Annotated in this window: 22 protein-coding genes; 7 read left to right on the top strand and 15 right to left on the bottom strand. The window is 71.1% G+C overall.

Going from position 1 to position 23,855, the window contains the following annotated elements; all coding sequences use genetic code 11:
* The first annotated feature begins 85 nt into the window (after positions 1–85).
* Positions 86–1,687 (top strand): alpha/beta hydrolase, encoded by a 1,602-nt coding sequence (locus ACFY0U_RS32070; protein WP_388641768.1) that lies wholly within the window; start codon positions 86–88, stop codon positions 1,685–1,687.
* Positions 1,688–1,724: 37 nt separating this feature from the next.
* Here ACFY0U_RS32070 and ACFY0U_RS32065 read toward each other — a convergent pair whose 3' ends face one another.
* The 5 genes from ACFY0U_RS32065 to ACFY0U_RS32045 all read right to left on the bottom strand — a co-directional run bounded on the left by ACFY0U_RS32065 (position 1,725) and on the right by ACFY0U_RS32045 (position 6,555).
* Positions 1,725–2,738: an NAD-dependent epimerase/dehydratase family protein gene (locus ACFY0U_RS32065; RefSeq protein ID WP_388641911.1), complete on the bottom strand. Its 1,014-nt coding sequence runs from the start codon at positions 2,736–2,738 to the stop codon at positions 1,725–1,727.
* A gap of 74 nt (positions 2,739–2,812) precedes the next feature.
* Positions 2,813–3,538, bottom strand: a complete 726-nt coding sequence (locus tag ACFY0U_RS32060; protein WP_388641766.1) for a lysophospholipid acyltransferase family protein — start codon at positions 3,536–3,538, stop codon at positions 2,813–2,815.
* A gap of 332 nt (positions 3,539–3,870) precedes the next feature.
* Positions 3,871–5,094 carry an ornithine--oxo-acid transaminase gene (rocD, locus tag ACFY0U_RS32055; RefSeq protein ID WP_388641764.1) on the bottom strand — a complete coding sequence of 408 codons (1,224 nt, stop codon included), beginning with the start codon at positions 5,092–5,094 and terminating at the stop codon, positions 3,871–3,873.
* Positions 5,091–5,915 carry a dimethylargininase gene (gene ddaH / locus ACFY0U_RS32050; RefSeq protein ID WP_388641762.1) on the bottom strand — a complete coding sequence of 275 codons (825 nt, stop codon included), beginning with the start codon at positions 5,913–5,915 and terminating at the stop codon, positions 5,091–5,093. The genes rocD and ddaH overlap by 4 nt, the downstream gene beginning before the upstream one ends.
* Positions 5,916–6,039: 124 nt before the next feature.
* On the bottom strand, positions 6,040–6,555 hold the full coding sequence (locus ACFY0U_RS32045) for an Lrp/AsnC family transcriptional regulator (protein ID WP_388641760.1): 516 nt from the start codon (positions 6,553–6,555) through the stop codon (positions 6,040–6,042).
* Positions 6,556–6,633: 78 nt separating this feature from the next.
* Here ACFY0U_RS32045 and ACFY0U_RS32040 point away from each other — a divergent pair, with 78 nt between their 5' ends.
* The 4 genes from ACFY0U_RS32040 to ACFY0U_RS32025 are packed head-to-tail and all read left to right on the top strand — an operon-like array spanning position 6,634 to position 10,715.
* The gene (locus tag ACFY0U_RS32040; protein WP_388641758.1) at positions 6,634–7,398 is read left to right on the top strand and encodes a LytR/AlgR family response regulator transcription factor; all 765 of its coding nucleotides are present in this window, start codon (positions 6,634–6,636) and stop codon (positions 7,396–7,398) included.
* Positions 7,395–7,766 (top strand): hypothetical protein, encoded by a 372-nt coding sequence (locus tag ACFY0U_RS32035; RefSeq protein WP_388641756.1) that lies wholly within the window; start codon positions 7,395–7,397, stop codon positions 7,764–7,766. Before ACFY0U_RS32040 ends, ACFY0U_RS32035 begins: the two co-directional genes overlap by 4 nt.
* Entirely contained in the window at positions 7,763–9,475 is a 1,713-nt protein-coding gene (locus tag ACFY0U_RS32030; protein WP_388641754.1) for a cation acetate symporter, read from the top strand. Before ACFY0U_RS32035 ends, ACFY0U_RS32030 begins: the two co-directional genes overlap by 4 nt.
* Positions 9,476–9,509: 34 nt before the next feature.
* Positions 9,510–10,715: a sensor histidine kinase gene (locus ACFY0U_RS32025; RefSeq protein WP_388641752.1), complete on the top strand. Its 1,206-nt coding sequence runs from the start codon at positions 9,510–9,512 to the stop codon at positions 10,713–10,715.
* 13 nt (positions 10,716–10,728) lie between these two features.
* On the opposite strand, the gene ACFY0U_RS32020 is transcribed toward ACFY0U_RS32025, so the two are convergent.
* The 7 genes from ACFY0U_RS32020 to ACFY0U_RS31990 all read right to left on the bottom strand — a co-directional run bounded on the left by ACFY0U_RS32020 (position 10,729) and on the right by ACFY0U_RS31990 (position 18,583).
* Positions 10,729–10,905, bottom strand: a complete 177-nt coding sequence (locus ACFY0U_RS32020) for a hypothetical protein (protein ID WP_384157406.1) — start codon at positions 10,903–10,905, stop codon at positions 10,729–10,731.
* Positions 10,906–10,918: 13 nt separating this feature from the next.
* Positions 10,919–12,769 carry a protein kinase gene (locus tag ACFY0U_RS32015; RefSeq protein WP_388641750.1) on the bottom strand — a complete coding sequence of 617 codons (1,851 nt, stop codon included), beginning with the start codon at positions 12,767–12,769 and terminating at the stop codon, positions 10,919–10,921.
* Positions 12,770–12,830: 61 nt separating this feature from the next.
* Positions 12,831–14,216, bottom strand: a complete 1,386-nt coding sequence (locus ACFY0U_RS32010; protein ID WP_388641749.1) for a DUF6777 domain-containing protein — start codon at positions 14,214–14,216, stop codon at positions 12,831–12,833.
* Positions 14,217–14,317: 101 nt separating this feature from the next.
* Complete coding sequence (locus ACFY0U_RS32005; RefSeq protein ID WP_388641747.1) at positions 14,318–15,268, bottom strand: cytochrome c oxidase assembly protein; 951 nt, start codon at positions 15,266–15,268, stop codon at positions 14,318–14,320.
* Between the two features lie 112 nt (positions 15,269–15,380).
* Entirely contained in the window at positions 15,381–16,406 is a 1,026-nt protein-coding gene (locus ACFY0U_RS32000) for a 6-phosphofructokinase (RefSeq protein ID WP_388641745.1), read from the bottom strand.
* Positions 16,407–16,597: 191 nt separating this feature from the next.
* Complete coding sequence (locus tag ACFY0U_RS31995; protein WP_388641744.1) at positions 16,598–17,326, bottom strand: type 1 glutamine amidotransferase; 729 nt, start codon at positions 17,324–17,326, stop codon at positions 16,598–16,600.
* 18 nt (positions 17,327–17,344) lie between these two features.
* Complete coding sequence (locus ACFY0U_RS31990; RefSeq protein ID WP_388641742.1) at positions 17,345–18,583, bottom strand: MurT ligase domain-containing protein; 1,239 nt, start codon at positions 18,581–18,583, stop codon at positions 17,345–17,347.
* A 103-nt stretch (positions 18,584–18,686) separates the two neighbouring features.
* On the opposite strand from ACFY0U_RS31990, the gene def reads away from it, so the two are divergent.
* Positions 18,687–19,226, top strand: a complete 540-nt coding sequence (def, locus tag ACFY0U_RS31985) for a peptide deformylase (protein ID WP_388641740.1) — start codon at positions 18,687–18,689, stop codon at positions 19,224–19,226.
* Between the two features lie 71 nt (positions 19,227–19,297).
* On the opposite strand, the gene ACFY0U_RS31980 is transcribed toward def, so the two are convergent.
* Positions 19,298–19,942, bottom strand: a complete 645-nt coding sequence (locus ACFY0U_RS31980; protein WP_388641739.1) for a TetR family transcriptional regulator — start codon at positions 19,940–19,942, stop codon at positions 19,298–19,300.
* 172 nt (positions 19,943–20,114) lie between these two features.
* Here ACFY0U_RS31980 and ACFY0U_RS31975 point away from each other — a divergent pair, with 172 nt between their 5' ends.
* Positions 20,115–21,341, top strand: coding sequence for an acyl-CoA dehydrogenase family protein (locus tag ACFY0U_RS31975; RefSeq protein ID WP_388641737.1), 1,227 nt, complete (start codon positions 20,115–20,117; stop codon positions 21,339–21,341).
* A gap of 34 nt (positions 21,342–21,375) precedes the next feature.
* Here the strand turns inward: ACFY0U_RS31975 and ACFY0U_RS31970 are convergent, their stop codons facing one another.
* Complete coding sequence (locus ACFY0U_RS31970) at positions 21,376–22,608, bottom strand: VWA-like domain-containing protein (protein WP_388641736.1); 1,233 nt, start codon at positions 22,606–22,608, stop codon at positions 21,376–21,378.
* Positions 22,605–23,837, bottom strand: coding sequence for an AAA family ATPase (locus ACFY0U_RS31965; protein ID WP_388641734.1), 1,233 nt, complete (start codon positions 23,835–23,837; stop codon positions 22,605–22,607). Before ACFY0U_RS31965 ends, ACFY0U_RS31970 begins: the two co-directional genes overlap by 4 nt.
* Positions 23,838–23,855 lie beyond the last annotated feature (18 nt).

Below are 23,855 nucleotides of genomic sequence, written 5' to 3'. Positions count from 1 at the left end.
GTAAAGAAACCGTGGCCGCCCCTGTTCTCAGGCGACGCACAGCCGCGAGGATCCCCTTGTCATCAACGACATAGGGGAGTTCCAGTTGAGGCACCACAGATCGACAAGGCGGGCCGCGGCGTTCGGCTCGGCCGGAGTGCTGGTCACGGCGACCCTGATAGCCGGGGCCGTCACGGCCCCCACCGCCAGCGCGAGCGCGGCCGGCCGGCACGGCCAGGACCGTGAGGCCCGCGGCGCCGCCGTCGCCGCCGCCCGTGCCGAGAAGGCCGGGATCGACTGGCAGGACTGTCCCGCCGACTGGGGGCTCGAGAAGCCGATCCAGTGCGGCTGGGTCAGCGTGCCGCTGGACTACGCGAAGCCGAACGGCAAGCAGATCAAGCTCGCCGTCGACCGCATCGGCAACACCGGGACCGAGGCCGAGCGCCAGGGCGCCCTCATCTACAACCCGGGCGGTCCCGGCGGCTCCGGCCTGCGCTTCCCGCGCCGGGTCACCACCAAGGCCCCGGTGTGGGTCAACACCTCCAAGGCGTACGACTTCGTGGGCTTCGACCCGCGCGGTGTGGGCAAGTCGGCACCCATCTCCTGCATCGACCCGCAGGAGTTCGTGAAGGCGCCCAAGGCGGACCCGGTGCCCGACTCCGAGGCCGACAAGCTCGCCCAGCGCAAGCTCGCCCGTGAGTACGCGGAGGGCTGCGCCGAGCGCAGCGGCGAGATGCTGCCGCACATGACCACGCCGAACACCGCGCGCGACCTGGACGTCATCCGCGCCGCGCTCGGCGAGAAGAAGCTCAACTTCCTCGGCGTCTCCTACGGCACCTACCTGGGCGCGGTCTACGGCACGCTGTTCCCGGGCCACGTCCGCCGCATGGTCGTCGACAGCGTCGTCAACCCGTCGCGGGAGAAGATCTGGTACGAGGCCAACCTCGACCAGGACGTCGCCTTCGAGATGCGCTGGAAGGACTGGCAGGACTGGGTCGCCGCCAACGACGCCGCCTTCCACCTCGGCACCACCCGTGCCGAAGTCCAGGCGAAGTGGCTGGAGTTGCGTGCCACGGCCAAGAAGAGCCCCATCGGTGGTGTGGTCGGCCCCGCCGAGCTGATCGGCTTCTTCCAGAGCGCCCCGTACTACGACTCCGCGTGGGTCTCGACGGCCACCGTGCTCAGCAAGTACTTCGACGGTGACACCCAGGCCGTCGTCGACGCGGCCGCGCCCGACCTGACGGACACCGCGGGCAACGCCGCCTCGGAGAACGGCAACGCCGTCTACACGGCCGTCGAGTGCACCGACGCCAAGTGGCCCACCAGCTGGAAGAAGTGGGACCGCGACAACACCCGGCTGCACAAGGACTACCCGTTCCTCACCTGGGCCAACGCCTGGATGAACCTGCCCTGTTCGACCTGGCCGGTCAAGCAGCAGACCCCCGTGGACGTCAGGACCGGCAAGGGACTGCCCGGCGTGCTGATCGTCCAGGCCGAGCGTGACGCGGCGACCCCGTACGGCGGTGCGGTCGAGCTGCACAAGCGGTTCAAGGGCTCGCGTCTGATCACCGAGAAGAACGCGGGCTCCCACGGTGTGACCAGCCTGGTCAACCCGTGCATCAACGAGCGGGTGGACTCCTACCTGCTCAGCGGCAAGCTGGACGCCTCCGACGTCACGTGCGGACCGCACGCGACGCCGAAGCCGTAACACCCCAGGGGCGGCTCCACCGGGAGCCGCCCCTTTTTCATGCCGCGAACCAGGCGTCCTCCGCCGCGTAGTCGAAGAGGTCGCCGTAGGACCGGAGCATCTTCGGGTACGCCTCCCGCCAGTCCCGCCCGGCCAGGTGCCGCTCGATCCAGGCGACGGTCTCGGGCAGCGTCTCGGCGTACCCGACGACCGCTCGGTAGCCCAACTCCCGCTCGGCGGCGCCCATGTCGCAGACGACCGGTACCGGCACCGACCACGGGGTGTCCCCGACCGTGGGGGCCGGGGGCGGTCCGTCCACGAGGACGTCCTCCCGTTCCACCCCCATCACCGTGTCGATGGCACGGGCGATCTCCGCCACCGTCGGCGCGTCGGGGTCGACGGCGTTGAGGACACGGGTGCCCGGTCGCGCGGCCGCCAGCCGGATCAGTTCCGCGATGTTGTGGACGCTCGCCGGGTGGAAACGGCTCCTGCCGCCGTAGGCGAGGACGCGCCGGGTCCGCCCGTCGAGGTTGCGTTTGACGAAGTACAGCTCGCGCGGTGTCCCGCAGTGCGGTCCGTGGACGCCCCCGGCGCGCAGCAGCGTGGTCGGCAACTCCGCACCGGCAGCCAGGAGTTCGCGCTCCAAGGCGGCCTTGCGGGTGCTGTACGTCTGCTCTCCGGGCCGGACGGTCCGCTGGTCCTCGGTGATGGGCACGGGGTACTCGGGGAAGCCGTTCGGCTCCTCCTGGGTGTCGAAGTTGCGGCCCTTGTCGTCCTCGTACACCGACACGCTGGAGATGACGACGGCGGACCCCACGCGGTCGGCGAGGCCCGTCAACTGCCGTGCGTGCGCGGCCCCGTAGGCCACCACGTCGACCAGGACGTCGCACCCGTCACCCACCGCGGCGGCGAGCGCTGCGTCGTCCTCCCGATCGGCGCGGGCGACGCGCACGTCCCCGGGCCAGCCCTCGTCCCGCCCGCCGCCCCTGGAGACGGCGGTCACCTCCCACCCGTCCCGGGCCAGCGCACCCACCGCCGCCCGGCCGATCTGCCCGGTCGCCCCGATCACCACAGCTCGTCGCGTCATACGGCGACGGTACGACTGTCGGCTCCGGGCGTCCCAGGGCTTTCTGCCGACGGCAGAGGTCAGCGCAGGGGGATCCGCGGGAAGCGGCGTTCCTTCTCGGAGCGCTCCGCGGCTTCCGCGGCCTTGGCGACGGCCGCGTACTCGTCGACGTACTCCTGCCCGGAGAGGTTGAGGATGGCGTAGATGATCTCGTCGGTGATGGCGCGCAGGATCGCCTTCTCGTTCTCCATGCCCTCGTAGCGGGAGAAGTCGAGGGGTTCGCCGAAGCGGATGGTCACGGGGTGGATGTTGGGGATGACCTTGCCGGGCGGCTGGGCCTCGAAGGTGCCGATCATCGCGCAGGGGATGACGGGCACCCCGGCCTTCAGCGCCATCACGGCGACGCCGACCTTGCCCTTGTAGAGCCTGCCGTCGTGCGACCGCGTGCCCTCCGGGTAGATCCCGAGCAGCTCGTCCTTGCTCAGCACCCCGAGTCCCTCACGGATGGCTGCCTGGCCGGCCTCCTTGCCGGTGCGGTCGACGGGGATCTGCCCGGCGCTGCGGAAGAAGAACGCGGTGAGCCGGCCCTTGAGGCCCGGGCCCGTGAAGTACTCCTTCTTCGCGAGGAAGGTGATGCGGCGCTTGAGGATCGCCGGCATCAGGAAGTGGTCCGAGAAGGACAGGTGGTTACCGGCGACGATGGCCGCACCGGTCGCCGGTACGTGCTCGAGCCCCTCGATCCGAGGCCGGAAGACCAGTCTCAGCAGGGGTCCCAACAACACGTATTTGAGCAGGTAGTAGAACAACTGGACGCTCCTCACTCCGGCAAATCGGTGCAACCGCCGCGTTCCAGCAGGTCAACCGGCGTGTCGTGGGGTGGCCAGTGTATGTGCATGCGGGGGTGCGGGGAACTGTGTCGCGGGCGGGGGGAGGCGACCGCGGGATCAGCCTGGTGCTACTGGCGGGTAGGCGGCAATGAGATCGCTGAGCATGACGGATTCGCGAGCATGGGTGGCGCAGAGGGAGGTCTTGCGTCCCGGCGCGATGAGGGGGTGCGTTTCGACCGTGGACAGGACGGGGCCGGCTGCTCGTGACCGTCCTGGAACGGTCACGAGCAGCCGGCCCTCTCGCCAGGCGCTCAGCCCCGCGTCAGTACCCTCTCCAATGCCCCGAGCGCACCGGAGAGTTCCTCGCCCGTGATCGTCAACGGCGGCGCCAGCCGGATCGTCGACCCGTGGGTGTCCTTGACCAACACGCCTTCCCGCATCAGCCGTTCACTGATCTCCCGCCCGGTCCCGAACACCGGGTCGATGTCGACGCCCGCCCACAGCCCGCGGGCCCGGAAGCCGAGGACGCCCTTGCCGACCAGGTCCGACAGGCCGTCCCGCAGCACCACGCCCAACTCGGTGGCCCGGCGCTGGAATTCGCCCGTCTCCAGGAGCTCGACCACGGCGGTGCCGACCGCGGCCGCGAGAGGGTTGCCGCCGAACGTGGAGCCGTGCTCGCCCGGTCGCAGCACGCCCAGTACGTCCCGGCGGGCCACCACCGCGGACACCGGGACGATGCCGCCGCCCAGCGCCTTGCCGAGGAGCAGCACGTCCGGGACGACCGACTCGTGCTCGACGGCCAGCGTGCGGCCCGTGCGGCCGAGACCCGACTGGATCTCGTCCGCGATGAAGAGGCAGCCCTTGCGGCGGGTCAGTTCGCGTACGCCCGTGAGGTAGCCCTCGTCCGGGATCACGACCCCCGCCTCGCCCTGGATGGGCTCCAGGAGCACCGCAGCCGTCGTCTCGTCGACCGCCGCCTCCAGCGCCGCCAGGTCGTTGTACGGCACGATCCGGAAGCCGGGGGTGAAGGGGCCGAAGCCCGCGCGGGCCGTCTCGTCGGTGGAGAACGACACGATCGTCGTCGTACGGCCGTGGAAGTTCTCCGCGGCGACCACGATCGTCGCCCGGTCCGCGGGGACGCCCTTCACGTCGTAGGCCCACTTGCGGGCCACCTTGATGCCGCTCTCGACCGCCTCGGCGCCCGTGTTCATCGGCAGCACCATGTCGAGGCCCGTCAACGCGGCCAGGCGCTCGGCGAACTCGGCCAGCTTGTCGTTGTGGAAGGCCCGTGAGGTGAGCGTCAGCCGGTCCAGCTGGCGGTGGGCCGCCTCGATCAGCGCCGGATGGCGGTGGCCGAAGTTGAGGGCCGAGTAGCCGGCCAGCATGTCCAGGTAGCGGCGCCCCTCGACGTCCTCCACCCAGGTGCCCTCGGCGCGGGCGACGACCACCGGCAGGGGGTGGTAGTTGTGCGCCAGCACCGGTTCCTCGGCGCTGATCAGATCGGCGGAGGAGCGCGTGTGTACGGCAGCGGTCATGAGCGGATCTCCTGGGTGCAGCACTTGATGCCGCCGCCGGCCTTGTGGAACTCGGAGAGGTCGACGGGGACGGGGACATAGCCGTGGTCGTCGAGGCGCGCGGCCAGCGCCTCGGCCTGCGGTGCGATGAAGACATGGCGGCCGTCGGACACGGAGTTCAGTCCGAACGCCATCGCGTCGTCGCGGGTCGCGAGCACCGCGCGGGGGTACAGCCGTGCGAGCACCTCGCGGCTGCCCGGTGAGAACGCCTCCGGGTAGTACACGATGTTGTTCTCGCCCTCGGAGTCGTCCAGGACGAACAGCGCGGTGTCCAGGTGGTAGAAGTGCGGGTCCACCAGCGTCAGGCTGATCACCGGGTGGCCGAAGAACTCCTGCACCTCGCGGTGGGCCTCCCGGGTCGTCCGGAAGCCGGTGCCGGCCAGGACGTACCGGCCCGTCCAGACGAGATCGCCCTCGCCCTCGCAGACGGACGCGGGGCGGTGGACGTCGTAGCCCGCCGTCTTGAACCACAGGTCGTAGTGTGTGGACTCGGGGCGCCGCTCGGGTGCGTGGAACAGCGAGCCGAAGACGCGGCCGTCGACGACGACCGCCGAGTTCGCGGCGAAGACCATGTCCGGGAGACCGGGGACCGGCTCCAGGGCGTCGACGGCGTGGCCGTGGGAGCGGTAGGCGCCGATCAGGGCCTGCCACTGCTCCTGGGCCAGATCCACATCGACGTGCGTGTCGGGATGCATCCAGGGATTGATCGCGTACTGCACGGCGAAGTGTCTGGGTTCGCAGACAAGGAATCGCCGTCGGCGCGGCACACGGGCGTCGGACACAGAGGGGTTCCTCCGCTTCCTGAGGTGTCGACTGAGGGTTGACACCAAGGTAGGAAGTGACGGTCACGCCCGACAAGCAATGAGAATTGCGTGTCCGCGCAGGAATGCTGCGTCTTTCACCGGTTCAACGCAGCTCTGCTGCGCGCCCCGAGGTTTCGGGCGGCGCGGCCTGGCTCGCCCCAGCTTCTGGGCTCTCCGGGATCAGATGGGACAGCACCATCACACTGATCGTCTTGCGGATGAAGGGCTCGATCCGGATCCGCTCCAGCACCTCCTCGAAGTGCTCCACGTCCCGCGCTCGCACATGCAGCAGCGCGTCCGCGCCGCCCGTCACGGTCATCGCCGCCGTGATCTCCGGATGGTTGCGCACCACCTCCGCGAGCCGCCGCGGCGGCGCCGCACCCTCGCAGTACACCTCGACGTACGCCTCCGTGCGCCAGCCCAGCGCCGACGGCTGCACCGTGGCCGTGAACCCGGTGATCACGCCCGTCTCGCGCAACCGGTCCACGCGCCGCTTGACCGCCGTGGAGGACAGCCCCACGGCCGTGCCGATCTCGGCGAAGCTCGTCCTGGCGTTCGCCATCAGAGCGGTGATGATCTTCCGGTCGAGCTCGTCGAACGGTGCGGGCGCGCTGTGCATGTCGGCACTGTATCCAGCGAGAACGTCCCTGCCCCGGCACGTGTGCAGACGTGCGAATTACTCCTACACTCCGGGTTCATGCTGCGCGCCCTGGCTGTCGACGACGAACGCCCCTCGCTGGAGGAACTGCTCTACCTCCTCAACGCCGACCCCCGGATCGGCACCGCGGAGGGCGCCGGCGACGCGACCGAGGCGCTGCGCCGCATCAACCGGGCGCTGGAATCCGGGCCCCAGGGCCCCGAGGCGATCGACGTCGTCTTCCTCGACATCAACATGCCCGGCCTCGACGGCCTCGACCTGGCCCGGCTGCTCACCGGATTCGCCCGGCCGCCACTGGTCGTGTTCGTCACCGCCCACGAGGACTTCGCCGTGCAGGCCTTCGACCTCAAGGCCGTGGACTACGTCCTCAAACCCGTCCGCAAGGAACGCCTCGCGGAGGCGGTCCGCCGCGTCGTCGAACTGCGCACCGCCGAGATCCGTGGCACCACCCCGCGCATCCCCGTGAGCGAACCCGACCCCGACCACATACCCGTGGAACTGGGGGGCGTGACCCGTTTCGTCAACGTCGAGGACATCACCCACGTCGAGGCCCAGGGCGACTACGCCCGGCTGCACACCACCAAGGGCAGCCACCTGGTCCGCATCCCCCTGTCCACCCTGGAGGAGCGCTGGCGCTCCCGCGGCTTCGTCCGCATCCACCGCCGCCACCTGGTCGCCCTGCGCCACGTCGGCGAACTCCGCCTCGACGCCGGCACCGTCAGCGTCCTGGTCGGCTCCGAGGAACTCCAGGTCAGCCGCCGCCACACCCGCGAACTGCGGGACCTGCTGATGAGGAGGCCGTGACGGTGCCCCAGCACCAGAACCCCGCCGAACGCCGGGTCGTCGTCACCGGCCCGCCCCGGCAGACCCGACGCGTCCCCGGCTACAACCGCCCCCGTACCGAGATCGACGAACAGACCACCCTCGGCCACACCTACGTCCGCTCCCTGATGCGCATCCAACTGCGCGCAGCCCTCACCGTCTTCGCCGTCCTCGGCCTGCTCGTCGGCCCGCTCCCGCTGCTCTTCGCCGCCATGCCCGACGCCCGCCGCGTGGAGTGGGCGGTCCTCGGCTTCGGCCTGTACGTCCCGCTGGTGCTGCTCGCCCGCTGGTACGTACGGCGGGCGGAGCGCAACGAACGCGACTTCGTCCGCCTCGTAGAAGACCGATGAACTCCCACTACGCCGTTCCGGCCGTCGCCCTCGTCGTCGTCGCGACCGTCCTCGTCGGCGCCTTCGGCCTGCGCATCTCCCGCACGACCTCCGACTTCTACGTCGCCTCCCGCACCGTCGGCCCCCGGCTCAACGCGGCCGCCATCAGCGGCGAGTACCTCTCCGCCGCCTCCTTCCTCGGCATCGCGGGCCTCGTCCTGGTCCAGGGCCCCGACATGCTCTGGTACCCGGTCGGCTACACCGCCGGCTACCTCGTCCTGCTGATCTTCGTCGCCGCCCCGCTGCGCCGCTCCGGCGCCTACACCCTGCCCGACTTCGCCGAGGCCCGGCTCGCCTCCCAGGCGGTACGACGGCTCGCCGGGGCCTTCGTCGTCGGCGTCGGCTGGCTGTACCTGCTGCCCCAGCTCCAGGGCGCCGGACTCACCCTGACGGTCCTGACCGGGGCGCCCGACGGGCTCGGCGGAGTGATCGTCGCCGTCGTCGTGGTCGCGACCGTCGCCGCGGGCGGCATGCGCAGCATCACCTTCGTGCAGGCCTTCCAGTACTGGCTCAAGCTCACCGCCCTGCTCGTCCCCGCCCTCTTCCTCGTCCTCGCCTGGCAGGGCGACGGCGCCCCCACCCACGCCTTCGAGGAACCGGCCACCTTCCGCGAACAGCGGGTCGTCCGCGTCGACGACAGCCTCGACCTGACACTGGACCGCCCGCTGACCGTCACGGTCGACGGCACCGTCGACGGCCGCGCCCACGAGGACACCGAACTCCGCCTCCCCGCCGGCACCCATCACATCGACGCCGGCACCCGGCTGACCTTCGCCCAGGGAGCCCCCGTCCCCGAGGCCGACCGCGACAGCGGCGCCGGTCTGTCGCCCTCGCAGGCCGAGAGCCGCGGCGAACGCCCGCTGTACGCCACCTACGGACTGATCCTCGCGACCTTCCTCGGCACCATGGGCCTGCCGCACGTGGTGGTCCGCTTCTACACCAGCCCGCACGGCGTCGCCGCCCGCCGCACCACCGTCGCGGTCCTCGGCCTGATCGGCGCCTTCTACCTCCTGCCGCCGGTCTACGGCGCCCTGGGCCGCCTCTACGCCCCCGAACTCACCCTCACCTCGAACGCGGACGCCGCCGTCCTGCTGCTGCCCGACCGGATGATCGGCGGCCTCGGCGGCGACCTCCTCGGCGCACTGGTCGCCGGGGGCGCCTTCGCCGCGTTCCTGTCGACCGCCTCGGGGCTGACCATGGCGGTGGCGGGCGTGCTCACCCAGGACGTCCTCCCCTCCCGCGGCGTACGGCACTTCCGGCTCGGCACGGTCCTCGCCATGGCCGTACCGCTGGCGGCGAGCGTCCTGGTCGGCGGACTGCCGGTCGCCGACGCGGTCGGGCTCGCCTTCGCGGTGTCGGCCTCCTCCTTCTGCCCGCTGCTCGTCCTCGGCATCTGGTGGCGCCGGCTGACCCCGCCGGGCGCGGCCGCCGGGATGCTGGTGGGCGGCGGCTCCGCCCTGGTCGCCGTGGCCGCGACGATGGCCGGCTTCCCCGGCACCGGAGCGCTGCACGCCCTGCTCGCCTGGCCCGCCCTCTGGTCGGTACCGCTGGCCTTCCTCACCATGGTCCTGGTGTCCCTGGCCACCCCGGGCCGGGTCCCGGCCGGAACGGCGGCGATCCTGGCGCGGTTCCATCTGCCGGAGGAGCTGCGGGCGGAGGTGAAGGCATGAGGACATCCCTGACGAGCCGGATCGGGGCGGTCGTATGAGCGGCTTCCTCGCCGGCCTCTGTGTCGCCGTCCTTCCCCTGCTCGCCGCCGGATTCTGGCTCGGCCGCCGTACCGCGCGCCCCGAGAGCCTGCGCGGCCTCGGCACCCCCGTCGAGCACGCCACCTTCGAGACCCTGCACACCGCCTCCCTCGCCGCGCCCCCGCTCAGGGCCGGCCTCACCGAGGAGACCGCCCGCAAGTCGGCCCGCCGGCTGCGCACACTGCTCGGCACGGACGCCCTGTGTCTGACCGACCAGAAGACGGTCCTGGTCTGGGACGGCATCGGCGGCCACCACCGCGCCGAGATCATGGAGCGGCTCGCCGGACCCCTGGAGACCGGCCGCGGCGAGGCATTCCCGCTGACCTGCGACCACCTCGACTGCACGGTCCGCTGGGCCGTCGTGGCACCGCTCACCGTCGACGACCGGATCCACGGGACCCTCGTCGCCTTCGGGCCCCACGAGTCCGCCGTCCTCGTCCGGGCCGCGGGAGAGGTCGCCCGCTGGATCTCCGTCCAGCTCGAACTCGCCGACCTCGACCGGTCCCGCACCCGCCTCATCGAGGCCGAGATCAAGGCCCTGCGCGCCCAGATATCCCCGCACTTCATCTTCAACTCGCTCGCGGTGATCGCGAGTTTCGTGCGCACCGACCCCGAGCGGGCCCGCGAACTGCTCCTGGAGTTCGCCGACTTCACCCGCTACTCGTTCCGCAGGCACGGCGACTTCACCACCCTCGCCGACGAACTCCACGCCATCGACCACTACTTGGCGCTGGTCCGGGCCCGCTTCGGCGACCGCCTCTCCGTCACCCTCCAGATCGCCCCCGAGGTGCTGCCGGTCGCCCTGCCCTTCCTCTGTCTGCAACCGCTCGTCGAGAACGCCGTCAAGCACGGCCTGGAAGGCAAGGGCGACAAGGCCCACATCAGCATCACCGCACAGGACGCCGGCGCCGAGGCGCTGGTCGTCATCGAGGACGACGGCACGGGAATGGACCCCGCCGTGCTGCGCCGCATCCTCGCCGGCGAGGTCAGCCCCTCGGGCGGCATCGGACTGTCCAACGTCGACGACCGGCTGCGCCAGGTCTACGGCGACGACCACGGCCTCGTCATCGAGACCGCCGTAGGGGCGGGCATGAAGATCACCGCCCGGCTGCCGAAGTACCAGCCGGGGGTGCACTCCGGCGGGCGCCTCAGCCGCGAATAGGCCTCGTTCGGCTTCAGGTGCTGCGCGTGGCGACCATCCCGAGGGTGATCAGGCCCAGCACGACCCAGCCGAACCACAGCCAGCCGTTGCTGCCGAGCGCCACCGTGTAGGCCGTCACCACGACGAGACCGCCGACGGTGAGCACCCCCATCGTTCTGGTCGAGCCATCCGTGGAACCGGAACCGGGCATCGCAACACCCTCCTCAGGATTGGTCTCCCTCCATGGTGCCCCCGTTCTGCTTCCTGACGGTGCAGACGACGAAATGAGTGCCCGCCTTCCAGGGACCTTCGCTCGTCCAGGAGCCCGCCGTGTACACCGACGGGTCGAAGCCGTAGTCCCGTGGCGGCACATCCCGCCCACACGCCACGTCCGACTCGGTGCGCGCCTCTTCGAGCGTGACATCGGCGGCCAATCGGGTGAACCCGAGCACCTCCTCGTCATGGGCACCCGCACAGGACACCAGCCGGGCGGACCGGTTGGACCGCACCCCCAGACAGTCCCGCTTCTGCATGTTCGACACGTCGGAGAACTCGGTACCGGCCTTGCGGTGATCGCCGAGCGGCCCGTACACCGGCCCGTGAGCGCCCAGCACCAGACAGGCGGTGCGCTTGCCGGCGGCCACGAAACCCGCCTCGCTCGGCACGACGGCGAGGCTCCGCACATCGGCCAGCCTCCCGCGGAGCTCCTCGGTCCGCTCCTCGCACCCCGCCGGACCCCGCTCCCGGGCCTCGGCGGCGGACGCGGCCCCGACGAAGGCGACCACCTGCCCGTCGGCCGTGCTGCCGCAGCCCGACTCCAGACGCAGCCGCGGAGTCCCCTTGAAGGCGCCCGCCTCCCCCCAGTCGGCGAGCACGCAGTCGCCGTCCTTGAGGGGCTGGGAGAGCCCGACCTGTGTGCCGTACGGCTGTGCGGTCCCGCCGCCCTCCCTCCCGTCGACGGGCGGCTGCTGGGCCACCGCGTACCAGACCCCGCCCCCGGCCAGGGCCAGCCCCAGCAGCCCGGCGAGGGCGGAGTGCAGGGCCCGGGGGCGGGTACGCCGCCTGCTTCCGCCCGACGTGACCAAGGGCCCGAAGCCCTCGGGGACGGCCGGTGGCGGCGGAACGGCTACGGGCGCGGGAGGCGCCGGCTGGGCCCAGGGCGGCTGCGACCCGAGGTCGGTCTGGGTCCGGGCGTGGGCCTCCGCCTGGGAGGCGACGAGCCGCGCCAGCGCGGCCTCCACCTCGGCCGCGGTGATCCGCCGTTCCGGGTCCTTGACCAGCATCGCCTCGAGTACGGGGCCCAGGGCGCCGGCCCGCTGCGGTGGCCGCGGCTCCTCCATGACCACCGCGGTGATCTCCGCGAGGTGCGACTCCCGGTCGAACGGACCGCGGCCCTCCACGGCGTGGTAGAGCGTGCAGCCCAGCGAGAACAGGTCCGCGGCCGGGGTGGGCGGCCCGCCCGTGGCCCGCTCCGGCGCCAGATAGCCCGCCGTGCCCACCAGCACGGACGTCAGCGTGTACCGCGTCTCGCCGGCGTCCGGCTGCACGGAGATCCCGTAGTCCGTGAGCACGACACGGCCGTAAGGCGACCCGGACCGGTCGGGTGCGAGCAGGATGTTCGCCGGTTTCACGTCCCGGTGCATGACGCCCCGCTGATGCCCGGCGGTCAGCGCGTCCAGCACGGCGAGGCCGACCCGGGCGCATTCCGCGGGCTGGAGCGAGCCGCGCCGGGCGACCAGCTCACGCAGGTCCACCGCGCCCGCCACGTACTCCATGACGATCCACGGCAGCCCGTCGTGCTCCAGGACGTCGTGCACGGTGACCACGTGCGGGTGGCCGCGCAGCCCCGCCGCGTGCCGGGCCTCCGCACGCGCCCGCGCCACCCGGGCCTCCCGTTCGTGACCGGCCTCCACCGCGTCCCGGAAGACGATCTCCTTGAGGGCGACCTCGCAGGCGAGTCTCTGGTCGTGGGCGAGCCAGACATGGCCCATGCCGCCACTGCCGAGCCGGTTCAGCAGCAGATAGCGGCCGGCGATGACCCGGCCCACTCCCGACGTCGATTGTCCTGAAGACATCCGGTCACTCCCGGGGTCTGCGGGGCGCCGAGCGCTCCGCTGGATGTGCGGTCGGCTCCGCTCAGACGGTGGCGCTTTGCGTGGACTCGGCGGCGGGCTCACTGGTGGGCGGCTCGCTCGTGACCGGCGCGCTGCTGGTGGCCGGGGCGCTGGTGGTCTCCGGTGGCGGTGGCGTGCTGCTCGGCGTCTCCGGTGGCGCGCTCGTGGTGACCGGGGGAGGCGGCGGTGTGCTGGTCGTCTCCGGTGGCGACGTGGTCACGGCCGGGGGTGAGCTCGTCGCCGGTGGGCTGCTCGACGGGGGCGGGGGCGGGCCGGCGCTCGACGGCGGGGGCGAGGAGCTGGGCGGCGGGCCGGACGAGGGCGGGGAGGACGACGGTGGTGGCGAGCCGCTGTCAGAACCGGGGCCTGATGTCGTCGGCTCGGAGGGCGGCGGCGGAGTGGTGGTCGTGGGCGGGGGAGTGGTCCCGGACCCGCCCGGGGAGCCGGAGTCACCGACCACCCTGAGCGTGACGTACTCCCCGAACCCCAGCTCGGTCCCGGCCGGCGGATCGGTCGCCGTGACCCGGGCGTCGTCCGGCGGCAGCCCCTTGCTGTCATAGCCGGCCGCGAGCCCCTTGTCGGTCAGCGAGCGCCGGGCCTCTGCGAACGTCGCCCCGGCGAGGTTCGGCACCGCGCGCTTGTCCCGAGTGTCGAAGGTGGCGTCCTTCGCTCCCGAGGTGCCGACCGGCCGGTTGATCCCGCGGTCGGTGTCCTCGACGTCGACGAGGGCGATCTTCTCCAGGGGCCGGGGCGCGGGCCGCACCGCGACGACCGAGGAACGGTCGTACCCCTCCCACTCCTCGTTCCCGTCCTCGAACTCGACCGAGATACGGCTCGTGTCACCCGCGAAGGGCCGCAGCGGATTTCCGCACGAGCACTTCACCGCGGGCTGGCCCTGCGCATCGACCAGAATCGCGATTCCGGCCTGGAGCAAGGAGTCGTAGGGAACAGCCTTTCCCTTTTTGTAGTCGTGGTTCTGCACGAGAGTGTCGTGACGCAACAGCACGGGTGTGAGCCGGTCGAGATAATCCGGTATCCGATCCGTGGAGATTTTGAGAGCACGCGCCCATGCCTGTGCCTTCTGGTCGTTCCTGGGATCGGTGAGGAATTGTTCGAGCTTGTCGACGTCACACACGGTCGGTTGCTTCGAACCCCCGTACAGACCGGGGGTGTCGCCCTGTTGCAGACTGCCCCGCACGGGCCGCGACGCGACCTGCGCGTCCTTCCCCAGCCCGCTGTTCTCGTCGAAGAACGGATCGAGCGCGGGCACGCCCGCGGCGACCGCCTTCACCAGCGTCAACGGCGTCTCGCGATCGCAACCGCCGAGCGCCAGCACACAGACCAGCAGCACCGCGATCCGATGGATCGAGGATTTCCAGGCCCTTTGCAGAAAAACGCGAATTGTCATCACCGCTCCCCCCGGCGGTTCCCCAACGCGTTTCATGCTAACGAACGGAAAACCATTCCCGACGGATTGAGGACAAAGAGCGGACTGAGGGGAAAGAGGTGTCAGCGGCCACGTGCGTCGAGTGAGGCCAAATAGGCGTTGTACGCCTCGAGTTCCTTGTCCCCGTCACGGTCGGCGGCCCGGTCCTTGCGCTTGGCCTGCCGCTGCTCGGAGCCGTACCACTGGAACAGCAGCGCGATCAGCACCAGCACGGACGGGATCTCGCTGAACGCCCAGGCGATACCGCCCGCGGCGTTCTGGTCGGAGAGTGCGTCGATACCGAGCGAGGCGGGCGGGTTCTTGAACGTCTCCACCATCGGGCTGGACGCCATCATCAGCGCGATCCCGAAGAACGCGTGGAACGGCATGCCCGCGAACAGCTCCAGCATCCGCATCAGATAGCCGGGCCGGTTGGGACCGGGATCGACACCGATGATCGGCCAGAAGAACACCACGCCCACGGCGAGGAAGTGCACCATCATCGCGATGTGCCCCGTCTTCGACCCCATCAGGAAGTCGAAGATCGGCGTGAAGTACAGCGCGTACAGGCTCGCGATGAACAGCGGGATGGTGAACGCCGGGTGCGTGACGATCCGCATGTACCGGCTGTGCAGCAGGGCGAGCAGCAGCTCACGCGGCCCCTTGCGGCCCTTGCCCGCGACCGGCAGCGCCCGCAGCGCCAGCGTCATCGGGGCGCCGAGCAGGATGAGGATCGGCGACAGCATGCTGATGATCATGTGCTGCACCATGTGCACGCTGAACATGACCATCCCGTAGTCGTTCAGCTTGGTGCACATCACCAGCCCGATGGACAGGACACCGGCCACGTACGACACGGTCCGCCACACCGACCACGAGTCCCCCCGCCGCCGGAGCCGCACGACCCCCCACACGTACAGCACCAGCCCCACCAGGCAGGCGACGAGAAAGAACGGGTCGGCCGACCACTGAAGACCCCGCCCCAGCGTGAACGGCGGCAGATCCATGGTCATGCCGTGCCCGCTGTGATCCATTCCGACGGCTCCTGATTCGTGGGGGTTGTGCAAGTCTGTCCGTCACAGACTAGAACCGCCCCCGGCCGCAGCTGCGGCCGGGGGCGGACTCTTCAATTCCGTACGGTGTGTCCTAGAGGACGCACTCGGCTTCCTCGTAGCGCTCGGCGGGAACCGTCTTCAACGTCTCCACCGCCTCAGCCAGCGGCACCATCACGATGTCCGTCCCCTGGAGAGCGGTCATGTGACCGAACTCCCCACGGTGCACGGCCTCCACCGCATGCCACCCGAACCGGGTCGCCAGCACCCGGTCGTACGCCGTCGGCGTACCGCCCCGCTGCACATGCCCCAGAATCACCGGCCGCGCTTCCTTCCCCAGCCGCTGCTCCAGCTCGATGGAGAGCTGACGGGCGATCCCGGCGAACCGCTCATGCCCGTAGATGTCCTTCGCGCCCTCGTCGAACTCCATGGACCCGGCAGCCGGCTTGGCCCCCTCCGCGGCGACGACGATCGCGAACCGCTTGCCCGCCTCGAACCGTTCGCCGACCCGCTTGGCCAACTCCTCGATGTCGAAGGGCCGTTCCGGTACGACGATGGCGTGCGCGCCGGCCGCCATCCCCGAGTGCAGCGCGATCCAGCCGGTGTGCCGCCCCATGACCTCGACGACCAGCACCCGCTGGTGCGACTCGGCGGTGGTCTTGAGCCGGTCCAGGGCCTCCGTGGCCACCCCCACGGCCGTGTCGAAGCCGAAGGTGACATCCGTGACCGCGATGTCGTTGTCGATGGTCTTGGGCACGCCCACGATAGGCAGACCGGCGTCCGACATCAGCCGGGCCGCCTTCAGCGTGCCCTCGCCGCCGATCGGGATGATCGCGTCGAGACCGAGCTCCTGGACATGCCCCTTGGCCCGCTCCACCCCGTCCCGCAGATGCGAGGGCTGGACCCGGGAGGAGCCGAGGATCGTGCCGCCGCGGGCCAGGATGCCGCCCACCGCGTCGAGGTCGAGCTTGAGGTAGTCGCACTCCAGGAGGCCCTTCCAGCCGTCCCGGAAGCCGATGACCTCGTCGCCGTGGTCCACGACGGCGCGGTGCACGACGGACCGGATGACGGCGTTCAGGCCGGGGCAGTCGCCGCCGGACGTGAGGACACCAATGCGCATAGCCCGAAACAACCTTCTCAACGTGGGCCGGGGACCGGACCACGCTGTCCGGCTCGATCCCCGCCACCCTAGCGGCAGGAGGGGGCGGGGCCGTACCGTGCGTCCGCCTGCTGGACGACCCCGCTCAGGTGTGCGGACACATCGTCAGACGGGCTGGTAAAAGCTGCCTGGAGCCCAGGTGAAATCGCAGCTCAGGCAGGCTGCTGCGCGGCGGCGATGCGCTCGGTGCGCAGCGCCTCGTACCACCGGTCGTCCGTCGGCGGCAGCGCGTTCACGTCGAGCGCCAGCTTCAGCAGCAGGTCGGCGATGAGCGGGTTGCGCGCCAGCACCGGACCGTGCATGTACGTACCGAAGACGGTGTCGTTGTACGCGCCCTCCGTACCGTCGCCCGTGCCGTTGCCGTTGCCGAACTTGACCTGGGCGAACGGGCGGGCCGTCGGTCCGAGATGGGTGACGCCCTGGTGGTTCTCGAAGCCGGTCAGCGAGGGCAGACCGAGCCGCGGGTCGATGTCCGCGAGCACGTCACCGACGCACCGCGCACCCTCACCGCGTACCGAGACCACGTCCAGCAGCCCGAGGCCGGGCTCGCGCTGGCCGAGGTCGTTGATGAACTCGTGGCCGAGGATCTGGTAGCCGGCGCACACCGAGAAGACGATCGCGCCGTTCTCCACGGCCCGGTGCAGTCCGCCGTCCCGGCGCAGCCGCTCGGCCGCGAGCCGTTGCGGACGGTCCTCGCCACCACCGATGAGGTAGATGTCCCCGGAGGTCGGGATCGGCTGGTCACTGCGTACGTCGAGACGGGCCACGTCGAGGCCGCGCTGCCGCGCCCGGCGCTCCACGACCAGGACGTTGCCCTGGTCGCCGTAGGTGCTGAGCAGGTCGGGATAGATCCAGACGACCCGCAGCTGGTTGTCGCTCACAAAAGTCCCCTGAGTGTGTCAGTTGCCGACGCGGCGGCGCAGGTCCTGGAAGGCGGTGTAGTTCGCGATGACCTCGATGCGGCCCGGCGGGCACATCTGCACGGCCTGTTCGAGGTTCTCGCAGACCTGGAAGTGCTGGTTCGCGACCTCCAGACGCACGGCGAGGTCGAGCTTGCGGTCGCCGAGCACACAGATCGGGTGCCCTGTCAGCCGCGTGTAGTCGACGTCCCACAGCCAGGAGGTGTCGGTGCCGTCGGCGCCGCGCGCGTTCACGGAGAGGATCACCGGGGTGGGCGGCGGATCGATCAGGCTGAACGTTTCGAGCCAGCCCGCCGGGTTCTTCGCGAGCAGCAGGCGCAGGTCCCGCTCCTGGAACTGCACGACGTCGTAGCGACCGGCGACGGCCTGCACCTGGTACATGCGTTCCAGGGCGACCTGCGGCGGCACCCCGAAGACCGCGGCGACGGCGGCCGAGGAGGCGGCGTTGGCCTTGTTGGCGCGGCCGGGCAGCTGGAGGTGGATGGGCCACGCGGAGCCGTGCGGGTCGAGCACATGGTCCCCGGACAGCGCCCAGCTCGGCGTGGGCCGGCGGAAGCCGCACTCACCGCAGAACCAGTCGTCGCCCGGCCGCTGCATCACACCACCGCAGGACGGGCAGGACCAGGCGTCGTCCTTCCACATCTGCCCCGCGGCGACCCAGATCACATTGGGGGAGGAGGAGGCGGCCCACACGACGAGCGGGTCGTCGGCGTTGGCGATGATGACGGCCTTGCTGCCCGCCAGACCCTCGCGCCAGTTCTCGGCCAGCATGCGGGTCTCGGCGGCCCGGTCCAGCTGGTCGCGGGAGAGGTTGAGCAGGGCGATGCACTTCGGGTCGGTGTCCCGGGCGACACCGGCGAGGTACTTCTCGTCGACCTCGATCACGCCGTACCGCGCCTCGGAGCTGCCCGCGAGGGCGGAGGTGATGCCGGCCGGCATGTTGGCGCCGAGCGCGTTGGAGACGACGGGTCCGGCGGCCCGCAGCGCCTCCGCGATGAGCCGGGTGGTCGTGGTCTTGCCGTTGGTCGCCGACACCAGGACGACGTCCAGGTTCTGGGCGAGCCGGGCGAGAAGGTCGGGGTCGAGTTTGAGTGCCACCCGGCCGCCGATCACCGAACCGCTGCCGCGCCCCGCGGCGCGCGATGCCGCTGCGACCGCCTTACCGGCGGTCACGGCGATCTTGGCCCGCGGCGTGAGCGGGTCCGAGTTGCCTGCCATCAGTTCTCGATCCTCCTTGCGTACGCGCCGCGCCTGACGGCAACGTGGTGGTGGTCAGCCTATCGAGATCCATTCGCACTCCCGAATCCGTACCCTTGCCGACATGCGACACGGTTTGATTCCGGGCACCCGCGGACGCGTGCGGCCGATGACTCTCTTCGGCGATCCGGTACTGCATTCCCCCTGCGACGACGTCACCGACTTCGGCCCCGAACTGGCGTCCCTGGTCGAGGATCTGTTCGCCACGATGTACGCCGCCCAGGGCGTCGGCCTGGCCGCGAACCAGGTGGGCGAGTCCCTGCGGGTCTTCGTCTACGACTGCCCGGACGACGAGGACGTACGACACCTGGGCCATGTGGTGAACCCACGCCTGGTGGAGGCGGACGGCCTGGTCCTTCGGGGCCCGGAGGGCTGCCTGTCCCTGCCGGGCCTGGAAGCCGGAACGGAACGCTACGACCACGCGGTGGTCGAGGGCTTCACGGTGACGGGGGAGCAGATCAGGGTCCACGGCACGGGTTTCTTCGCGCGGTGCTTGCAGCACGAGTGCGACCACTTGGACGGCAAGGTCTACGCGGACCACGTGACAGGCCGGCGCCACCGTCGGCTGATGCGACAGGTGTCCCGAGCCTCTTGGCGCCGGTGAAGTGGATTTGCCTTAGGGGCGCGGGGAACTGCGCGACCAGCCCCCACCGGCCGGTGGACGCCATACGGCCGTCAGAACCCCGGACCGCCGATCTTGTCCCCGGCCGCCGCAAGCCGACCCCACAAAAGGTCGGCCAGACTCCGCACCAACTCCGCACGCGAGCACGGCCGTTCCCCAAGCCACCAGTCACCCGCCGCATGCATCATCCCGACGATCCCGTGCCCCCACACCCGAGCCAGCTGCTGCCCCCCAGGCCCGAGATCCAGCCGATCCTCGATGACCTGGGCCAACTCCTCACCCATCCGCCGAAGCAACGGCACGGAGTGCTTCCCGACATCGAACCCCGGGTCCCCGGACGGCGCGCCCTCCGCCGGATGCATCAGGAACCGGTACACCTGAGGCCGAGCCTCGATCGCCGCGAGGTACGTGTCGAGCGTCGCCTCCACCCGCTCCCGCCGATCCGCCGGAGCGTCCAGCGCGGCCCGCAGGGAATCCAGCAACGCATCCGTATGCCTCTTGGCCAAAGCCGCGTAAAGTCCCCCCTTGTCGCCGAAGTGGCGGTAGAGGATCGGCTTGGTGATGCCCGCTTCCGCGGCGATCGCGTTCATGGAGGCCTGCGGTCCGTCACGCAGGACCACTCTGTCCGCGGCCTCGAGCAGCTCGCGCCGACGGCGGTCGGCGGACCGCTGCTGATCGGTCCGCTGCGTGGTGTCCATGAGCTCTCCCCACCCGTGCTGATTCGGTGACGCCTGCGCAAACTAACACTCACCATGCCCCACGCATCGAACGGGCTACCGAGCGGTCATCAGGAGTTGACTTTTCCTACCGACCGGTAACAGACTCGGGTTACCGCTAGTAACATGCACGTGCGCCGCCGCTGGAGGGGACATGGCCGAGTTCACCATGGAGCTCAACGACGAACAGAAGGAGGTGCGGGACTGGTTGCACGGCTTCGCCGCCGATGTGATCCGGCCCGCGGCCGCCGAATGGGACGAGCGTGAGGAGACTCCCTGGCCGGTCATCCAAGAGGCCGCCAAGGTCGGTATCTACTCGCTCGACTTCTACGCCCAGCAGTACTTCGACCCCACCGGCCTCGGCATTCCCATGGCCATGGAGGAGCTGTTCTGGGGCGACGCGGGCATCGCCCTGTCGATCGTCGGTACCGGTCTGGCCGCCGTGGGCGTCCTCGCCAACGGCACCGAGGAGCAGATCGGCACCTGGATCCCGCAGATGTACGGCGACACGAACGACGTCAAGGTCGCCGCGTTCTGCTCCTCCGAGCCCGACGCCGGCTCGGACGTGGCCTCGATGCGCACCCGCGCGGTGTACGACGAGGCCAAGGACGAGTGGGTGCTCAACGGCACGAAGACCTGGGCGACCAACGGCGGTATCGCCAACGTCCATGTCGTGGTCGCGGTCGTCGACTCCGAGCTCGGCTCCAAGGGCCACGCGTCCTTCATCATCCCGCCGAACACGCCCGGCCTGTCCCAGGGCCAGAAGTTCAAGAAGCACGGCATCCGCGCCTCCCACACCGCCGAGGTCGTGCTGGAGAACGTCCGCGTCCCCGGCCACTGCCTGCTCGGCGGCAAGGAGAAGCTGGACCAGCGCCTGGCCCGCGCCCGCGAGCGCGCCAAGGCGGGCGGCGAGCGCGTCAAGAACGCGGCGATGGCCACGTTCGAGGCCTCCCGTCCGGCCGTCGGCGCGATGGCGGTGGGCACCGCCCGGGCCGCGTACGAGGTCGCCCTCGACTACGCCAAGACGCGCGAGCAGTTCGGCCGCCCGATCATCGACAACCAGGGCGTCGCCTTCCAGCTCGCCGACATGCGCACCTCCATCGACGCCGCCCGCCTCCTGGTCTGGCGCGCCTCCTGGATGGCCATCAACGGCAAGCCGTTCACCGCGGCCGAGGGCTCGATGTCCAAGCTCTTCGCGAGCGAGACGGCGAAGAAGGTCACGGCCCAGGCGGTCCAGATACTCGGCGGCAACGGCTACACCCGGGAGTACCCGGTGGAGCGGATGCACAGGGACGCCGCTATTTACACGATCTTCGAGGGCACGAGCGAGATCCAGCGCCTGGTCATCGCCCGCACCCTGTCGGGGATGCCGATCCGCTAGCGCGGCACGGGGCGCCGGCACCTCGCCGGCGCCCCTACCCGATGTCCACCACCCGCGCCCAGTCCGGCGGGGAGTCCGGTACGTAGTCGGGATCGTCCTCGTCCCAGGAAGGGGACCGGGGGAAGAGCCCCACCACCGTCCGGCAGGGCGGCCGGGTGTCCGGCCACGGCGTCTGGCCGTCCGTCAGGACCACGACGACATCGGGCTTGGGCCGCGCCCGCAGCGCCCTCGTGAAACCCGTCCGCAGATCCGTACCCCCACCGCCCATCAGCGGAATGCCCTCGCCGCGGCAGAGCGGATGGACGAACTGGGCCGCCGCGTCGCACGGCAGCACGGACACCAGGTCGCGCCGGCCGCCCACGGCACGCGCGATGGCGGCGACCTCCAGCAGCGCACTGCCCAGTTCCGCGTCGCTGACCGACCCGGACGTGTCGATCACCACGGAGACCCGGGGCGGTCTGCGCCGCAGACTCGGCAGCACGGCACCGGGCACGGAGGCCGAGCGCCGCGACGGGCGGCCGTACGTGTAGTCCTCGCCCCCACCGGGACCGGAGGCCGCCGAGCGGACCGCCGCGCCCAGCAGCTCCCGCCACGGCTGCGGCGGATGGAACGCGTCCTCCGCCCACCGCTGCCACCCTTGCGGCGTCGAACCCGGACGCGCGGTGATGCCCTGCGCCACCCGGAACCGGACGGCGTCCCGCTCCTGCTCGCTCAGGCCGTGCGCGCCCTTCGGGCCCAGGTCCCACTCCCGGTCCAGTCCGTCGGCCCCGCTGCCGCAGTCCAGCCAGGAGAGATCCTGTGTCAACGGCCCGAGCCGGAACTGGCGCAGATAGTCCTCCATCAACTGCCCGGTGGGCAGCCGCAGGGACTCAGGGCGGACCGCGCCCTCGGGCCGGACCAGACCGTCGCCGAAGGCGTCGTCGTTGATCTCACAGTCCGCGGCGATGTTCATCCGCAGCCGCTCCCCGGCCCCGGTCAGCCCGCGTTCCCGTGCCACCCGGTCCCCGCGCCCGTGATGGTCGCGCAGCAGATGCGACACCTCGTGCACCCACACCCCGGCCAGCTCCTCGACGGGGGTCCGGTCCACGAACCCCGGTGAGACATAGCACCGCCAGTGCCGGTCGACGGCCATGGTCGGCACCCGTCGGGACTCGACGGTGTGCAGGGCGAACAGGGCCGTTGCGAGATAGGGCCGGGCCCGCGCGGCCTGCAACCGGGCCGCGAAGAGCTTGCCGAGATCCAGCGCCCCGGGCGCCTCCGCGCTCAACGCCCCGCCTGCGCCGCGACCTTGGCACGCGACGCGGCCTCATCGGCCTTCCGGGACAGGGTGACCACCCCGGCGAGCCGCTCGATCGACGCGGGTACGTCCCAGTCCTCCCGCCGCAGCGAGGCGAGCGTGCTCGCGGGCACCACCACCAGGTCCGGCGCCCCCGTCTCCACCGCCCGCACCAGCAGCGCCCACGCGGCGTCCCAGCGGGCCCGGTCCGGACGGGCGCGGACCGCCGCCACCACCCCGTCGAGCGCGGCCTGCCGCAGATCACCCCGCTCGGGCAGCACCGCCCCCGCCGGATCGGCGAGCAGCAGCTCGGGGTCGGGCAGGTCCATCCGGTCGATGCTCGCCAGCAGTTCGAGCCCCGGTCCGTCCCCCACGGTCCCCCGGACCAGCAGGGACAGCACATCGCGGGAGGAGCCGGCCGCGGTCGCGAAGGCGATCAGGCTCAGCGTCATGTCCCAGCTGCGGGGCGAGGGCCAGGCGCCGCCCCGGCGGGTCTCGCTGCTGGGCAGCCGGTGCACGAGCGCGGGGCGGGCGGCGAGGAGCCCGCACACCGCCCGCCGTGCGAAGTCCACGGCCTCCGGCAGCCTCTCGGGGGCGAGTCGCGGCAGCGTCGCCCGGGGCCAGGTCCCGCCGAGACCGCGTACGACGACCTCGTGGTCGTGGGCCCACTGGAGATGGACGAACCGGTTGGCCAGCGGCGGGCTCAGCTCCCAGCCGTCGGCCGCCGAGGACCGCGGGTTGGCGGCGGCCACGATCCGTACCCCGGGCGGCAGTTGAAGGGCACCGATCCGCCGTTCCAGCACGAGCCGGAGCAGGGCGGCCTGCACGGCGGGCGGCGCGGTGGACAGCTCGTCCAGGAACAGCAGCCCCCGGCCGGCCCGGACCAGGCGTACCGCCCAGTCCGGCGGGGCCATCGGGACGCCCTGTTCCGCCGGGTCGTCCCCTACGACGGGCAGCCCCGAGAAGTCGGAGGGCTCGTGCACGCTGGCGATCACCGTGGTCAGCGGCAGGTCCAGGGACGCGGCGAGCTGGGTCAGGGCAGCGGTCTTGCCGATGCCGGGCTCGCCCCACAGCAGCACGGGCAGATCGGCGGCCACGGCGAGGGTGAGCGCCTCCAGCTGGATGTCGGGGCGCGGCTCGGTGGTGGTGTCGCGGAGCAGGGTCAACAGGTCGCCGGCGACGTCGAGTTGGGAGACCGGCGTGGGTGCACAAGTGGGCATATGTCATCACCTTGGGTA

The organism is Streptomyces sp. NPDC001536 (genome assembly GCF_042894505.1).
Lineage (GTDB): Bacteria > Actinomycetota > Actinomycetes > Streptomycetales > Streptomycetaceae > Streptomyces.
This window is presented reverse-complemented; position numbering and strand designations above follow the sequence as displayed.

Excerpts from the sequence above, each read along its gene's own strand:
- rocD (WP_388641764.1), bottom strand. The coding sequence starts at position 5,094 with ATGACCGCTGCCGTACACACGCGCTCCTCCGCCGATCTGATCAGCGCC.
- ACFY0U_RS32045 (WP_388641760.1), bottom strand. The coding sequence starts at position 6,555 with ATGCACAGCGCGCCCGCACCGTTCGACGAGCTCGACCGGAAGATCATC.
- ACFY0U_RS32040 (WP_388641758.1), top strand. The coding sequence starts at position 6,634 with ATGCTGCGCGCCCTGGCTGTCGACGACGAACGCCCCTCGCTGGAGGAA.
- ACFY0U_RS32030 (WP_388641754.1), top strand. The coding sequence starts at position 7,763 with ATGAACTCCCACTACGCCGTTCCGGCCGTCGCCCTCGTCGTCGTCGCG.
- ACFY0U_RS32025 (WP_388641752.1), top strand. The coding sequence starts at position 9,510 with ATGAGCGGCTTCCTCGCCGGCCTCTGTGTCGCCGTCCTTCCCCTGCTC.
- ACFY0U_RS32020 (WP_384157406.1), bottom strand. The coding sequence starts at position 10,905 with ATGCCCGGTTCCGGTTCCACGGATGGCTCGACCAGAACGATGGGGGTG.
- ACFY0U_RS32015 (WP_388641750.1), bottom strand. The coding sequence starts at position 12,769 with ATGTCTTCAGGACAATCGACGTCGGGAGTGGGCCGGGTCATCGCCGGC.
- ACFY0U_RS32010 (WP_388641749.1), bottom strand. The coding sequence starts at position 14,216 with ATGACAATTCGCGTTTTTCTGCAAAGGGCCTGGAAATCCTCGATCCAT.
- ACFY0U_RS32005 (WP_388641747.1), bottom strand. The coding sequence starts at position 15,268 with ATGGATCACAGCGGGCACGGCATGACCATGGATCTGCCGCCGTTCACG.
- ACFY0U_RS32000 (WP_388641745.1), bottom strand. The coding sequence starts at position 16,406 with ATGCGCATTGGTGTCCTCACGTCCGGCGGCGACTGCCCCGGCCTGAAC.
- ACFY0U_RS31990 (WP_388641742.1), bottom strand. The coding sequence starts at position 18,583 with ATGGCAGGCAACTCGGACCCGCTCACGCCGCGGGCCAAGATCGCCGTG.
- def (WP_388641740.1), top strand. The coding sequence starts at position 18,687 with ATGCGACACGGTTTGATTCCGGGCACCCGCGGACGCGTGCGGCCGATG.
- ACFY0U_RS31980 (WP_388641739.1), bottom strand. The coding sequence starts at position 19,942 with ATGGACACCACGCAGCGGACCGATCAGCAGCGGTCCGCCGACCGCCGT.
- ACFY0U_RS31975 (WP_388641737.1), top strand. The coding sequence starts at position 20,115 with ATGGCCGAGTTCACCATGGAGCTCAACGACGAACAGAAGGAGGTGCGG.
- ACFY0U_RS31965 (WP_388641734.1), bottom strand. The coding sequence starts at position 23,837 with ATGCCCACTTGTGCACCCACGCCGGTCTCCCAACTCGACGTCGCCGGC.